The sequence below is a fragment of the Kribbella turkmenica genome, from assembly GCF_004348725.1.
Lineage (GTDB): Bacteria > Actinomycetota > Actinomycetes > Propionibacteriales > Kribbellaceae > Kribbella > Kribbella turkmenica.
Genome location: NZ_SMKR01000181.1, coordinates 1 through 14,460, shown reverse-complemented (window position 1 = coordinate 14,460; position 14,460 = coordinate 1). Strand labels below are relative to the sequence as shown.

Genomic DNA, 14,460 nt, shown 5'->3' with positions numbered 1-14,460 from the left:
GTGAGCACGGCCGAACCGCCGATCCCGCCGGAATCGACGACCGTCACCTCCGCCCCCAGCTGGGCGGCCGCACTGGCCGCCTCGTACCCGCCCGGACCGCCACCGATGATCACAACTCGCGCCACGGCACGCCATTCTTCCGTACGCCGCGGTTGCATCGAATCCCGCCCTGGCGGCTCGGTCCAAGATCGCGCAGGCGCAATCGATCGAGTCCAGGGCGGGGTTGCCCGCTGTGCTGCTCGTCAACGATTGGTTCGGGGTGGTGAGGAAAGGTCTGGCGGTGGTTCTGACACTGGGGAGGTATGACTATGGATTCTGTTGCCAACTCGGTGCAGTTGCCGCCGCTGGACAACCCGAACGAGCGGGCGGCGATCGGTGCGGAGTTGCAGGTTGTGCTGGTGGACCTGATCGATTTGTCGCTGATCGGGAAGCAATTGCACTGGAGCGTAATCGGGGCCGCCGCCCATGGTGTGCATCTGTTCCTCGACGAGCTGGTCGACCAGTGGCGCGAGCTCGCAGACGTCGTCGCGGAGCGCGCGGTGACGTTGGGATTCATCCCGGACGGGAGAAGCTCGATGGTGGCGACCGGGTCGCGGGTCGAGCCTGTCGTGGTGCAGTCGGTCGCAGATCACGCAGTTGTGTGGGAGCTCGGGCGGCGGGTGGCTGCTGTGGCTGAGCGGGTCCGTGCGCGGCTTGTTTCGGTCGGTGGTGCAGATCTGGTGACGCAGGACGTGTTGATCAGAGTGGTCGAGATGCTGGAGAAGCAGCAATGGTTGCTGCGCGTGCAGCTTGGTGAGAAGGCCTGATGGCTGTCACGAGGGGATTCGTCGGCCGCCGCGCCGCCGACTCTTCGCGGGTGCCACCGGGCCAGTACGTCACAAAAGGTTTTCCTGTGTTGTCGGCCGGGCCGACTCCGTACACGCCGCTGGACGCGTGGGATTTCACGATTCGTGGAGCTGTGGAGCACCCGGTCTCGTGGTCGTGGACCGAGTTCCAGGAGCTACCCCGCCAGAAGTTCACCGTCGACATCCACTGCGTGACGAAGTGGACGAAGCTGGACGTGCCCTGGTCAGGGGTCTCTCTGGACACCTTCCTGGACACGGTACCGACCCAAGCGGCTTATGCCCTGGCGTTCTCCGACGGCGGTTACACCACAAACGTTCCGCTGGCGGACTTGCGAGGCGGAAAGGCCTGGGTCGTCGACGAGTACGACGGGCGACCGCTCGATCCGGAGCATGGTGGACCGGCGCGTCTGCTGGTGCCGCACCTGTACTTCTGGAAGAGCGCGAAGTGGATCCGTGGTCTGGACCTGCGGACCGCCGATCAGCCCGGATTCTGGGAGATGTTCGGCTATCACAACTATGGAGACCCGTGGAAAGAGCAGCGCTACTACGGCGACTGACCTGGCGGACCGGCACCGTGATCGAGACGATCTTTGAGACTCCGCGGGTGAAGACCATTTCGCTGGCCGTGCCGGATTGGCCCGGCCATCGTGCGGGACAGCACGTGGATGTGCGGCTGACGGCGCCCGACGGGTATCAGACACAGCGGAGCTATTCGATCGCGTCCGGGCCGGAGGATCAGTACGTGTCACTGACCGTCGAGCGGCTCGAGGATGGCGAGGTATCTCCGTATCTGGTGGACGAGTTGCGGCCAGGCGACGAGCTCGAGTTCCGTGGTCCGATTGGCGGACATTTCGTCTGGACCGACGAACTCGGTGGCCCGTTGTTCCTTGTGGGCGGCGGATCTGGGCTGGTTCCCTTGCGGGCGATGCTTCGGCATCACCGTGCCGTCGATAGCCGAGTGCCTGTTCGCGTGCTGTGCTCGGCGCGCTCACTCGAACTGCTGATCTATCGTGAGGAGCTCATGAAGCTGGCGGCCGACGACCTCGTCGACATCTCGATCACGCTGACCCGTGAGGCCCCGAGTGACTGGCGTGGCTACCGCGGCCGCATCGACCCGGCGCTCCTGTCCACAACTGGATGGGCAAGGAACAAACAGCCGCTCACCTACATCTGCGGACCGACCGCGTTTGTCGAGACAGCAGCGGCCGGCTTGGTGGCCTTGGGCCACGAGCCGGGCCGGATCCGGACCGAACGCTTCGGCGGGACAGGGGTGTGACAAAAGATGGGATCTCTCGATGGCAACGCTTTGGCGGGCGTGATGCATGACATCTTTGCGCGAGACATGACGACCATGGGATACAAGTGCACGGGTTGTGGCCGCACCGGAGTTCTGGCGGAGACAGCGGTGTACATGTCGGGACCTGGCACCGTCGCCCGGTGCAGGGACTGCGACACGATCCTTGTGATGCTTACTGAGCGCCATGGGACGCACTGCATCGACATGCCAGGACTATCGCAGCCGGTGTTTCCTCTGGCCTGACCCTGGCGCTGCGGCATCACGCCAGACCACGGCTCGCGATCGGCTGTGCCGTTCGCTTGTGAAGGCGAACGGGCCCCTCGCCGAGGCTGTTCAAGCTGACCGCCCAGATGCTGGCGGCTGGGAAGCCTGTCGCGATCGGGACACTTTGCTGCTGAAGCCGATCCCTGCGCGCGGATCCCACCCCGAGCACGCATGCCCTGGACTTCCAGATCAACGGCCGCACCTCTTCGGCCGCCCTCGCTTTCATCCCCACCTCGAAAGGCGCCTGATGACCATCCAGCACCCGTCGGACCCGACCGCCGCCGACATGGCGAAGCACCTGCCGCGCGCGATCATGAGGTACCTGCGCGAGGCCGATCCCCAACACAAGGCGAATGCTCACGACCTGCTGGCGGCCTTCGCGCCCGACGCCACCGTGATCGACGACGACGGCAGGACCTACACCGGTCACGACGAGATTCTCCGCTGGCGGGCGAGCGAGGGCACCGAGTACACCTACACGGTCGAGGTCAGCCACGTCGAGAAGTTCGACGACACCCACTACGTCGTCACCAACCACCTGGAGGGTGACTTCCCCGGCGGTGTTGTTGACATCATCTACCGCTTCACCCTCGCCGACGGCCTCATCACCAAGCTCGAGATCGCTCCTTGACGCCATCGCAGCAGGAGCAGTCCACCTCAGAGCGCGAACGTGGTCCCGAGCGGGACGGGCCGAACGACAGCGGAGGCCAGCGCCATCCGCAGAAGCCGTGGCGGACCGAGGGACTGCGGCCTGGACACGAGAACGGCGGCGGAGGCAAGCCGCGGCGGCCACGTTGGTTGCGGTGGGCGGCGTGGACAGTCGGCGGGTACATGGTGCTGTTCCTGCTGACGACGATCCAGGACGAGATGGCCGGCGGTGAGCAGACGATCGCGTACACCGACTTCACCGTGCAGGTGCAGAAAGGTAACGTGGCCGAGGTGTTCTCCCGCGGGGACACCATCGAGGGCAGGCTCAAGCAGGCCGCTCCGGTCCCGGGGAAGACCGATTCGACGTACACGAAGTTCACCACCGAGCGGCCGACGTTCGCGAACGACAATCTGTACGGCGAACTGCAGAAGAGCGGTGCGACGGTCCGGGCGACCCCGGTGGTTGCGAACCGCGGTGTGCTGCTGAACCTGCTGATCTCGCTCAGCCCGTTCATCCTGATCGCGGCGTTCTACATCTGGCTGTTCCGGCGGAGCCGCGCAGGCGGTGGACTCGGCGGTGGACTCGGTGGTGGCTTCGGCGGGTTGCCTGGCGGAAGCGGCCGGCAGAAGAAGCCGGTCGATCCGAGCACGGTCCGGGTGACGTTCGCCGATGTCGCCGGTATCGACGAGGTCGAGGCCGAGATCGAGGAAGTCGTCGACTACCTGAAGGATCCGGAGAAGTACCGGCGGCTCGGCGCGCGGGCGCCGAAGGGCGTGCTGCTGGCCGGTGCACCCGGTACCGGGAAGACGCTGCTGGCGCGCGCGACCGCGGGGGAGGCCGGCGTACCGTTCTTCTCCGCGAGCGCCTCGGAGTTCATCGAGATGATCGTGGGCGTCGGCGCGAGCCGGGTGCGGGAGTTGTTCGGCGAGGCGCGCAAGGTCGCGCCGGCGATCATCTTCATCGACGAGATCGACACGATCGGCCGGGCCCGTGGCGGCGCGCGCTCGGTCGGCGGGCACGACGAGGGCGAGCAGACGCTGAACCAGATCCTCACCGAGATGGACGGCTTTTCCGGCACCGAAGGCGTCGTGGTGCTCGCCGCGACGAACCGCGCCGAGGTACTCGATCCGGCCCTGCTCCGGCCGGGACGGTTCGACCGGACGATCACCGTGCACGCACCGGATCAACCGGGCCGCGAGGCGATCCTGAAGGTGCACGCGCGTGGCAAGCCGCTGGCGGCGGACGCCGACCTGGCGACGCTGTCGCGCTCCACGCCCGGCATGACCGGCGCCGACCTCGCCAACCTGCTCAACGAGGCCGCGCTCGCGGCGGCCCGGCAGGGCGAATCGCAGATCACCCAGCGGGACCTCACCGACGCGCTGGAGAAGATTCAGCTCGGCACGGCGCGCAACGTGGTGATGCCGGAGGAGCAGCGCCGGCGTACGGCGTACCACGAAGGTGGGCACGCCCTGCTCGGCATGATCCAGAAGGGCGCCGACCCGGTCCGCAAGGTGTCGATCATCCCGCGCGGGCGCGCGCTCGGCGTGACGCTGTCGACGCCGGAGACGGATCGGTACGGGTACGACGTGGAGTACCTGCGTGGCCGGATCGTCGGAGCGCTCGGCGGGATGGCGGCCGAGCAGGAGGTGCTCGGCGTCGTCACGACCGGCGCCGAGAGCGACCTGGAGACCGCGACCCGGATCGCCCGCTCGATGGTCGGTCGCTGGGGGATGTCCGAGGCGATCGGTCCGGTGTCCGTGTTCCCGTCAGAGGGCAACGGCCGAACGGCAGGTGTGTCGGAAGAACTGCTGAACACCGTCGACGCCGAGGTCAGGAAGCTGATCGAACAGTGCTACGTCGAGGCGAGGAGGTTGCTCCGTGAGAACCGCTCCCGCCTCGACTCGATCGCTGACCAGCTCCTGAAGCGCGAAACGCTTGACGAAGCCGATGCCTATACTGCCGCCGGGATTCCCCACGGCGCGAGGCCGGAGATCACGACGCGGCCGGTGCGGCGGGACAGCCGGTAGCTTTCTCCGGCCGCACCGTTGGCCGACGGCTACTACGTCCACAGGGCCAACAGGTGCCTGAACTCGTGGTCGGCCGGCACGTCCGTCAGCGGTTGGAGCGGGTCAGACGGCCAATCCTGCGCCGCCGGACACTACGATCTCTTGTCCGGTGATGTATGCGGCTCCGTCCGAAGCCAGGAACGCGACGGTCTCGGCGATGTCCTCAGGCGTGCCGAGGCGACCGAAGGGGTTCTGCGCCGCTGCGGCGGCCAGCATGGCGGCGATGTCGTCGGCTCCCATACCGGGGGTGGCCCGCAGGATGGGAGTGTCGGTGTATCCCGGGCTGACCGCGTTGACCCGGATACGGCGCGGCGCGAGTTCCAGGGCCAGCGTCGGGACCATGGTCAGTAGTGCGCCTCGTGATCCGGCTGTGAGACTGTTGCCCGTCAGGCTGCGGGTCGCGCCGATCCCCACTGTGACAACGATCGAGGCGCCATCGGACAGCAGCGGCAGCGTTTTGACGAGGGTGAAGAAGTGTCCTTTGGTGTTGACGGTGAATACCTCGTCGAAGGCGGCCTCGTCGCAGACGTCCAGCGTCACGGGACGACTGATGCCGGCGTTGAGGAACAGCGTTGTCAACGTCCCGAATCGTTCGCGGACTTCGGACACCACCTCGTCAGTGTCAGCAAGCGAGCGCAGATCAGCACGCAAGACCAGGATGTCGTCAGGCAGCTCCTTGCGCGCCCGGGCGACGCTCTCCGGACGTTGCCCGGTGACCGCGACCCGGTAGCCGCGGTTGTGCAGCACCTCCGCTGTCGTCTTCCCGATCCCACTGGTGCCACCGGTGATCAGAGCTGCACGTGCCGACATGGTGATCACTCCAGATGAGTTGATGTGCTGCCGCGAGGTCACAGCGGTACGCGCGTTGACGCTCCACCGGAGACCGTCACGTGTCAGCGTGTACGAAGGCGTCGTTCTCCTGCGCGCATATTATGTACTAGTGAGGACCATTAGGTCCGTTCAATGATTGACAAGTGTGGTTGCCATGGCTGTGGGGCCTGCGTGTGGGCTCAACTGCTTCTGGACTATATAGGCCATCTTCGTCATGCTTGCCAAGTGACCATGACTCGCACGGGGACGCGTGCGACCGAAGAACAGCGCGCCGCGTTCAGACACTTGAGCTCGCTCGGCGACTCACTTGCGCCGTGGGTGCGGTCGACGGGACCGATTGATGCGTACGAGATGCATGTTCCCGTCGACGTCCGCAGTGCCCTCGAGTGGTTCGCCTTCGCGATAGTCTCGCGGCAACTCAGCAGGGCTACGGCCGTCGCGATCTACAACCGACTTGTCGCGCAATTGGGTGGCTCCGTCACCGCCGCGCGTGTCATCGCGACCGACGAGCGGACCATGCGCGGCATCGGCTTGTCCTACCCGAAGGCGAGGGCGATCCGTGGGCTCGCCGAGCGCGCCGCTGAAGGTCTGTTGGAACCGGGCAAGCTCGAGACTGTGTCGGATGCTGAACTACGGCGCGAACTCGTGGCTGTGCCGGGTATCGGCGCATCGTCGGCGCACAGGTTCATGATGCTGTACCTACGTCGACCGGACATCTTCCCGGCCGGCGACCTGACTGTGCGCGCGGCAGTGACAGCACTCGACAGGTTGGACGACAGGATCACACCGACGGCTGCGGAGCAACGTGCCGAGCTGTGGCGCCCGTATCGGTCGTACGCGACGTCGTACCTCTGGGGATATATGTGGGAGACGCATCCCTCGCGTCACCGATGAGGTCGACCGCGGGGTGCCCACCATGAGAAGCGCGTCATCCTCGCCTGCACGAGGCTGTCGGCTCCAACGCCTAGCTGACGGGACGATCGCTTCGTATGGCCACCGACGTACCGAGGGACGCACCCGGTCCGGTGGATCTGTCGGGGACGGATACGCCTTCTCCGACGAGGTAAGAACGAGCGCCTCTCCTGAAACCAACCTCTCGCTGAACTCGCAAGCTGGTTCTGACCGCACCAGATGGACGCCCGACCGGAGCAAGGGATCGAAGAGGGGAAAGCCTGATGAAGGCAGTGGTCGGGGAGACCGTCGTGGCCGAGGCCGGGAGCGACGCGGTCGTCGGTATCGAGGGAAATGACTACTTCCCGCCGGACTCAGTTGCGGCCGGCGTGCTCCGAACCAGCGCGACGCCCTACTGCTGTCAGTGGCAGGGGATGCTCGCTCGGTGGATTCTTTCAGGCTGTCGACGAGGTTCATGGCTTCCGCTACTGGGACGAGCGTGACTTGCTGGGCTTCGTCGACGGAACCGAGAGCCCCCGATCGGATCGGTCTCTTCATCGCGCCACCGGCCGACTTCCTCGCGCATCCAGGCCCGAAGCCGCCGTCCGCGATCACGGACGAAGAACCATCCACCCACCTACCAGCTCCGCCGCCACCGACCCGTGCTCCGAACGCCGAGGCCCCGACGGAGGGTCTCGCGCTGTGACCAGGACGGGCTCCCTCGGGATCGGCAGCCTGAAGAGGAGTAGCAAGTCGTGAACAACCTGCATCGAGGGCTCGCCCCTATCTCAGACGCGGCGTGGGCGCAGATCGAGGAAGAGGCGCGACGCGCCTTCACTCGGTGGGTTGTCGGACGCCGTGTCGTCGACGTCGACGGGCCCGCCGGAGTCGAACTCTCCGCTGTCGGCACAGGCCATGTTCGTCGCCTGGAGGAACCCGCCAAGGGCGTCACGGCCCACCAACGCCAAGCACAGCTCATGGTCGAGTTCCGCACTCCGTTCACGGTCACCAGGGCCGCGGTCGACGATGTCGAGCGCGGTGCCAAAGACTCAGACTGGCAGCCCGTGAAGGATGCGGCTCAGAAGGCCGCTGAGGCGGAGGACCGCGCCATCCTCCACGGGTTCCCTGATGGTGGAATCTGCGGCATCACAGCCGTCAGCGCCCATCGGCCGTTGACTCTGTCCCCTCACCCGAGGGAGATGCCAGACTCGGTCGCGCGAGCCCTGAGCACACTCAGGCTCGCCGGCGTGGGCGGCCCCTACGCACTGCTCCTCTCAGCAGACCTCTACACCACGGCCTCGGAGGAAACTGACCACGGCTACCCCATCCTCGACCACCTGACGCGGCTCGTCGACGGCGAGATCCTCTGGGCACCAGCACTCGACGGCGCCATGCTGCTCTCGACCAGGGGCGGCGACTACACACTGCACCTCGGGCAGGACCTGTCGGTCGGCTATCTTTCCCACGACGCGGAAGAGATACAGCTCTACCTCGAAGAGTCTCTGACCTTCATCCCCCATGCGACTGAGACAGGCATTGCGCTGTCCATCGAGAGGAACTGTCAGGACCTGTGGATCGGTTGATCGAAGGCTTGCTCCTCGCTCCTTGCATGGTAGGTCGTTGAGCGAGTTCCCCTCGTCGAACGTGGCTCGGGCTCGTACGGCGCGACGGGGCCGGCGCCGAAAGCGGACTCGCTCGGGTTCGTGGTGCTCAGACGTACCCGGTGCCCGGCCCCTCAGCGCTGGGACGAAGGCAGCAAGTCAACCGGGCCTTCTCCGCGGAGTCGCCCGTCGAGCCGCCGCTATTGGACGACAGTGGGTCTGGCGCCTAGCGCCTTGGCGTTGATGGACCTCACCGAAATCGACGCCGGCGGAGCGGCCGCGGCGGGGGAGTGGGACGCGCGCAAGGTCACCGGGCAGCAACGCCGGTGATCGCCGGCTGCGTCAGTTTGTGCGCCTGTGTCGCCAGACCTTGGGGCTCAACCGCCCCTGCCGATCATTTCGCCTGCGTTCGGGGCGACGCGCAGGCTATGGCTGCCAGCTACGAGCCGGATGTCGTGAGCACGGTGAGCTCCGGCCGGCCGTTGCGGCCCGGAAGGCAGTTTCCGAACGAGACCAGGCGAATCTTGCCGACCTGGCGGAGCTGCTTGCCGGTCACCAGATGGCGGGTGCGAGTTGGGGAGACGGACAAGTGCGACGACCTGCGGCTCCAGATGCATCGTTTGAGTGCCCGTCGTCCTGGGAGACCGCCGGGCGGCCGGCCCATGGGACGGGCGGCGATGACGTACGGCTCACCGACGTGGCGGGTCAAAGGGTTGCGGCAGCTGCTCGGTGAGCCCGGGGGTGGCGCCCTCGGCCATCTTGAGTCGGGTCCAGATGTTCATGTTGATGACGATCCCGATGATCTCGAGGATTTCCTCCGGCGAGAAGTGTTCGGCGAGCGCGTCGTGCCGGGCACCGAAGTGGTCGGCGACGGTTGCGTCCGCGACGCGAGTGAGCGCCTCGGTGTACGCGAGGGCGGCGCGGGCCGCGTCGTCGTGGAAATCCGTCTCCCACCAGGCGGTCAGAGTGTCGATCGCCGGTTGGGGCGTGCCGGTCTCGCGGGCTGCCTCGTGGTGGAGGTTGAGGCAGTAGGTGCAGTTGTTGATCTGGGACACCCGCAAGCGCAGGAGTTGCGCGAGCCGGCGGTCGATACGCAAGTGCGCCTTGTAGCCGAAGGTGTCGGCGCCGCGGCGGGCGAGTTCGGCCAGGTCCTCGTTGGCCGACGTGTCGGCCCGCCGGAGGGTGAAGGGGACATCGCTCATCTCGTTGCTCCAGTCGGGATCGGATGGCCAGCGAAAGTGCCGCCGCAAGTGGACTATCGTGTCCTTTCTGGTGTCAAGCGAGTGTCTGGCGGCTGCGGTGGCCTCGGCTTGGATCGATTCGTCCCGGGTCAGTGCAGGTTCTGCTGACTTCCCTGATACCGGCGGATTCACCGAGCAGGGTGTGTGCGTCGTGTCCCCGCTGAGACCGAGTGAAGTCGCGAGGTGCTCCTCCGGATTGTGCACCCGCAGAGCCCAAGAATGGACTTGACCGACCAGTTCGCGCAAGTCTAGGTTCGAGAGACCGACTGTGTGCCTGGGCTAGGGATGACCTGTGCGACTTGGGGCCAACCGTTGCCGAGTTCCACGGGCGTCGTGCTCTTACCCGGGAAACCGGGTTCGACCAGCATGAATCGTCATCCGGCATAGGGAAGGGACAACTGTCATGAGTCGAGGTTTCGAGGGTCGGAAGATCGTGATCGTCGGCGGCAGTAGCGGCATCGGCCTCAAGACTGCGGAGAACGTGATCGTGGCGGACGGCAGCGCGGTGATCGTCGGCCGTCCGGGCCGGAAACTCGACGACGCTGTGGCAAAGCTGTCGCGCGCCGGTAGCGCGTGGTCGGTCGCGGCTGACCTGACGGACGGGATCAAGTCGTCGAGGCGCAGAAGCAACTGGCGGAGAATCATGCCGACGCCACCCTCCTCGTCAACTCGGCGGGCCTCGTGCGGCTCAAGACCTTCCTCGACCACGAGGTCGAGGACTACGACTCGTATCACGACCTCAACAGGACAACGTTCTTCCTGACTCAGACCGTCGTCAGGGGTATGGTCGCCAGCGGTCAGGGCGGTGCGATTGTGAACGTCGGCGCCATGTGGGCGCACCAGGCGCTCGCTGTGACGCCGTCGTCGGCCTTCTCGATGGCCAAGGCCGGTCTGCACGCATTCACGCACAGCTGGCCATCGAACTCGCCGGCGAGGGTATCCGCGTGAACGCCGTAGCTCCCGCAGTCACCGATACGCCCCATTTCGACTGGCTCCCCGCCGATCAGCGGGAGGCCACGCTGCAGCAGATGGCCGGTCTGCATCCGCTCGGCCGAGTCGGCACCCCGCAGGACCTGGCCTCAGCGATCACCTTTCTTCTCTCGCCGGCCTCGAGCTGGACCACTGGCGCCATCCTCAACGTCGACGGGGGCGTCATGGCCGGGCGCAACTGACGTTCGGAACGTAGTGCCGAAATCGCCCTGGGCCGCGTGTGGAACCGCCGGCGATGTCGGCGAGACCGTGGCTGAGCCAATCCGAAGGCAGTCGTGCTCGAGGAGGTAGTGATGCGGAAGGTCCTGGTCGTCGGCGGCGGTTACGCCGGCTTCTACACCGCTTGGAAGCTGGAGAAGAAGCTGCGAAGAGGCGAGGCGTCGGTGACGCTCGTCGATCCGCGGCCGTACATGACCTACCAACCGTTCCTGCCCGAGGTGACAGCCGGGTCCATCGAAGCCCGGCACGTCGCCGTCTCGCTGCGCCGGCATCTGCCGCACACCCACCTGATCGTCGGCAGCATCGTCCACATCGATCACGCGCACCGGACGGCCACCGTCCGGCCCGTCGAGGGCCCTGAGCAGGAGCTCGCGTACGACACCATCGTCATCACCGCCGGAGCAGTGACCCGGATCTTTCCCATCCCGGGTGTCGCCGACGACGCCATCGGGATCAAGTACGTCGAAGAGGCCGTGGCGACCCGCGACCGGCTGCTGGCGGCGTTCGAGCGGGCGGCCACGCTGTCGCCCGGCCCCGAGCGGCGCAAGCCGCTGACGGTGACTGTCGTCGGCGGCGGATTCACCGGAGTCGAGGTTTTCGGTGAAATGTTGTCGCTGGCCACGGCTCTGCTCAGGCACTACCCCGAGTTGAGCGCCGACGAACTCGGCTTCCATCTGGTCGAGTTGCGCGACCGGATCCTGCCCGAGGTCGCCGCCGACGCCGCGCGATGGGTGGTCCACCATCTGGAGAAGCGTGGGGCGCGAGTCCACCTCGGCGCAAGCTTGGTGTCGGCCGAGAACGATCGCATCGTGCTCTCGGACGGCACGGCGTACGACAACCACCTGCTTGTCTGGGTTGCCGGCAACCAGAGCAATCCGGTCGTCGCCCGGCACACCGACCTGCCTGTCGACGCCGCCGGCCTGTTCCGGGTCCGCGCCGACCTGCGCATCGGCACCCCCGACGCCGCCGTCCCGGATGCCTGGGCGGCCGGCGACAACGCCGCCGTCCCCGATCTCGCTTCAGACGTCCCCGGCGGCTCGTTCACCGTCCCCAACGCCCAGCATGCGGTTCGGCAGGGCAAGCGGCTGGCCAAGAACATCGTCGCCGACCTACGAGGCCGGAAGGTCAAGCCGTACGAGCACCACAGTCTCGGCACCGTAGCCACGCTCGGCCTCGGCAAGGGGATCTTCCAGTACCGGCGGATCGTCATCAAGGGCCCGCTCGCCTGGCTCATGCACCGCGGATATCACGTGCTGGCGATCCCGACGTGGGAGCGCAAGGTGCGGGTGGCGCTCGTTTGGGCGGCGGCGCTCTTCTACGGTCGCGACATCGTGTCGCTGCTGGCGGTGCAGCATCCACGGGCCGAGTTCGTCGCGGCCACCCTCGGCGCCCGCCAGCGGCGAGAGACCCAAGAACCGACCGAGGCCGTCGTGGCGGGCACACCCATTCAGTCGGCCGCGTCATCCAGTGCGGACAAGGCGACCGCCGCGGCACCGCGACAGTCGGGGTGAGCAGACAGTGGTGTCCTCCGGCTGTTCGAGCGGGTCCTGGTGGGGCAAAACACGAGGGTGTCTATGCGATATGTCAACTAGTTGGAGGTTCCGAGATGTCCACGACGACTGACTACCGGCATCTGACCGGCGATTACATCATCGATCCTGCGCACAGCCGGTTCGGGTTTGTTGCCAGGCATGCGATGGTCACGAAGATTCGCGGCGCGTTCAATGTGTTCGAGGGCAATGTGCGGCTGGACGGCGGGAATTCAGCGAATTCGACGGTCGAGTTGACCATCAAATCCGCCAGTATCGACACCCGCAACGCGGATCGGGATGGGCATCTGCGCAGCAATGACTTTCTGGCGATGGATGAGCATCCGGACATCACGTTCAGGTCGACTGCAGTCACCTGGATCGATCAAGATTCGTTCGAGGTCACTGGCGATCTGACGATCAAGGGTGTGACTCGTTCGGTCACGATTCCACTGTCGTTCGAGGGCCAGGCGACCGACCCGTTCGGCAACAGCCGCATCGGATTCGAGGGATCGACCACCATCAACCGTACGGATTTCGGTGTGACGTGGAATGCGGCGCTGGAGGCCGGTGGCGTATTGGTTGGTGACAAGGTAGTTCTCGAATTCGAGATCTCGGCCATCAAGCAAAACGCAATGGGCGGCCCAGCCGCATCCAGTGTGATGTGAGGGGGTTGTCGTGACGCTCGCGACAACTGGTTTGCATCATGTCACCGCAACTGCGAGCGATGCCCGGATCAACGTCGATTTCTATCTGCGCACGATAGGGCTTCGCCTGGTCAAGACCACGGTGAACTTCGACGCACCCTCCGTCTGTCACCTCTACCACGGCGAGGAGCAGGGCCAGGCCAGGGACGCTGATCATGTTCTCTCCCTTCGAGGGGGTTAGTTCCCGGTAGACATGGCAACGGGCGGGCCACCACGACAGCGTTCTCTGTGCCGGCCTCCTCGGTCGGCTGGTGGCGCGATCACGTGCGCGGCCTCGGTCGCGAGGTCACCGAACGCTTCGGAAGCGTCGAGATGATGGAGCATCTCGGCTGCGCGCCACCGGTCAGGCTGATCACCGGCGGCGATTCGCCGCCCGGCGATGGTGCGGCGGGCACGCTCGTAGACGTGCTGGTAGCCCAAGACATCAGACGGGTTTGTTGGTGGCACCTTGCGCCATGTGCCCCGGCGGGCACCGGACGAGCGGACCGAACTGCGCCGGCGAGAGGAGCTCCTTGAGTGTGGTTCCAGCCTCCCGGCCCGACCGGAGGTACGTCGAGGATCAGACGTGCGGCACTCGGTGTCTTGGGCTTGGTCTCCATGACCGTGGCGACGTGCCATGCCGGGCGCGGTTGCCGCATTCGCAGGAGCGGGAGTGTCTGAGAGCTCACCAGTAGCGCTGTTGTTTTCACGGGGCACCGTAGATGTGACAGCCGGATCGCTCCCAGAACCCCCGGGTCGTTCGTCGGCGTCACCGGTCAGACTGTGTCCGCGTCAATCGCGATCTTCGCCTTGCCGCCAGGGGCATGTCGGGTCGACAACATCACGGTCGCCACCCACTGATGTCACCCACTGGTCGAAGCCCGGCGTCGTGCCACGGGATGTCGCTCGGGTGACATCCCGTGGCACGACGTCCGAGACTCTACTTTAAATGGACCATAGCGTCCAGTTATACTCTGGTCTTCAGTGCTTCGGAGCATCTGGTGAGCTGGTTGCGCGATGTCGGCCAACCCGGTCTGGCTGATGTCATGCTGGGGGACGATTCGTCCTTGATATAGGCCTTGGCTTACTAGTTGGTCGCCACTGCCGGGTGGCGGCGGCCAGCGTGTTGGTCGATGTCAGGAGAGAGTTCGATGGACCGTATGCCCTCCGGTGGAGGCTCAAGCGTTCACGGTGGAAGGTCGAACGACTTATGCCGAGCGAAGCCTGTCGTCAGCCGGTGAATCGTCTGTCAGGGGTGACGGGACCTTCGCGTCGTTGTGGCCGCCGCCGACCTCGGCGGATGGGATCCGATCCTCGAGGAGTACTGGGGCTGTCTCTTATACCCATCTGA

General features: G+C 65.9%; 15 protein-coding genes and 1 pseudogene. 13 read left to right on the top strand and 3 right to left on the bottom strand.

The genetic code is table 11. The features are described from left to right. Positions 1-125, bottom strand: a 125-nt coding sequence (locus E1218_RS30230) for an FAD-dependent oxidoreductase (protein WP_132324360.1), incomplete at its 3' end; no start/stop codon positions are given. Between the two features lie 183 nt (positions 126-308). Here E1218_RS30230 and E1218_RS30225 point away from each other — a divergent pair. The 6 genes from E1218_RS30225 (at position 309) to ftsH (ending at position 5,082) form a co-directional block, all read left to right on the top strand. Next, complete coding sequence (locus E1218_RS30225) at positions 309-806, top strand: Dps family protein (protein ID WP_165949478.1); 498 nt, start codon at positions 309-311, stop codon at positions 804-806. Further along, on the top strand, positions 806-1,402 hold the full coding sequence (locus tag E1218_RS30220) for a sulfite oxidase-like oxidoreductase (RefSeq protein ID WP_233712578.1): 597 nt from the start codon (positions 806-808) through the stop codon (positions 1,400-1,402). The genes E1218_RS30225 and E1218_RS30220 overlap by 1 nt, the downstream gene beginning before the upstream one ends. 17 nt (positions 1,403-1,419) lie before the next feature. Then, on the top strand, positions 1,420-2,121 hold the full coding sequence (locus E1218_RS30215) for a ferredoxin reductase (protein ID WP_233712577.1): 702 nt from the start codon (positions 1,420-1,422) through the stop codon (positions 2,119-2,121). Between the two features lie 6 nt (positions 2,122-2,127). Further along, the gene (locus tag E1218_RS38310; protein WP_407657647.1) at positions 2,128-2,385 is read left to right on the top strand and encodes a DUF6510 family protein; all 258 of its coding nucleotides are present in this window, start codon (positions 2,128-2,130) and stop codon (positions 2,383-2,385) included. A 268-nt stretch (positions 2,386-2,653) separates the two neighbouring features. Next, positions 2,654-3,037 carry a nuclear transport factor 2 family protein gene (locus tag E1218_RS30210; RefSeq protein WP_233712576.1) on the top strand — a complete coding sequence of 128 codons (384 nt, stop codon included), beginning with the start codon at positions 2,654-2,656 and terminating at the stop codon, positions 3,035-3,037. Beyond that, positions 3,034-5,082 (top strand): ATP-dependent zinc metalloprotease FtsH, encoded by a 2,049-nt coding sequence (gene ftsH / locus E1218_RS30205; RefSeq protein ID WP_202866272.1) that lies wholly within the window; start codon positions 3,034-3,036, stop codon positions 5,080-5,082. Before E1218_RS30210 ends, ftsH begins: the two co-directional genes overlap by 4 nt. Before the next feature lie 102 nt (positions 5,083-5,184). On the opposite strand, the gene E1218_RS30200 is transcribed toward ftsH, so the two are convergent. After that, positions 5,185-5,931 carry an SDR family oxidoreductase gene (locus E1218_RS30200; protein ID WP_132326395.1) on the bottom strand — a complete coding sequence of 249 codons (747 nt, stop codon included), beginning with the start codon at positions 5,929-5,931 and terminating at the stop codon, positions 5,185-5,187. A gap of 252 nt (positions 5,932-6,183) precedes the next feature. Between E1218_RS30200 and E1218_RS30195 the strand changes: the two genes are divergently transcribed. The 3 genes from E1218_RS30195 (at position 6,184) to E1218_RS30180 (ending at position 8,426) form a co-directional block, all read left to right on the top strand. Beyond that, positions 6,184-6,846 carry a DNA-3-methyladenine glycosylase family protein gene (locus E1218_RS30195; RefSeq protein ID WP_233712579.1) on the top strand — a complete coding sequence of 221 codons (663 nt, stop codon included), beginning with the start codon at positions 6,184-6,186 and terminating at the stop codon, positions 6,844-6,846. Positions 6,847-7,127: 281 nt separating this feature from the next. Next, a complete protein-coding gene (locus tag E1218_RS38305; protein WP_132326391.1) occupies positions 7,128-7,346 on the top strand; it encodes a DUF427 domain-containing protein in 219 nt (72 codons plus the stop codon). 252 nt (positions 7,347-7,598) lie between these two features. Then, complete coding sequence (locus tag E1218_RS30180) at positions 7,599-8,426, top strand: family 1 encapsulin nanocompartment shell protein (protein ID WP_132326389.1); 828 nt, start codon at positions 7,599-7,601, stop codon at positions 8,424-8,426. 707 nt (positions 8,427-9,133) lie between these two features. On the opposite strand, the gene E1218_RS30175 is transcribed toward E1218_RS30180, so the two are convergent. Continuing rightward, a complete protein-coding gene (locus E1218_RS30175) occupies positions 9,134-9,646 on the bottom strand; it encodes a carboxymuconolactone decarboxylase family protein (protein WP_132326387.1) in 513 nt (170 codons plus the stop codon). Positions 9,647-10,088: 442 nt separating this feature from the next. On the opposite strand from E1218_RS30175, the pseudogene E1218_RS30170 reads away from it, so the two are divergent. From E1218_RS30170 to E1218_RS36780, 4 genes and pseudogenes are all read left to right on the top strand, one after another. Then, positions 10,089-10,857, top strand: a pseudogene (locus E1218_RS30170) (SDR family NAD(P)-dependent oxidoreductase). A 111-nt stretch (positions 10,858-10,968) separates the two neighbouring features. Then, positions 10,969-12,405, top strand: a complete 1,437-nt coding sequence (locus E1218_RS30165) for an NAD(P)/FAD-dependent oxidoreductase (RefSeq protein ID WP_132326385.1) — start codon at positions 10,969-10,971, stop codon at positions 12,403-12,405. A 95-nt stretch (positions 12,406-12,500) separates the two neighbouring features. Next, a complete protein-coding gene (locus E1218_RS30160; protein WP_132326383.1) occupies positions 12,501-13,091 on the top strand; it encodes a YceI family protein in 591 nt (196 codons plus the stop codon). Between the two features lie 10 nt (positions 13,092-13,101). Beyond that, the gene (locus E1218_RS36780; RefSeq protein WP_202866271.1) at positions 13,102-13,311 is read left to right on the top strand and encodes a VOC family protein; all 210 of its coding nucleotides are present in this window, start codon (positions 13,102-13,104) and stop codon (positions 13,309-13,311) included. Positions 13,312-14,460 lie beyond the last annotated feature (1,149 nt).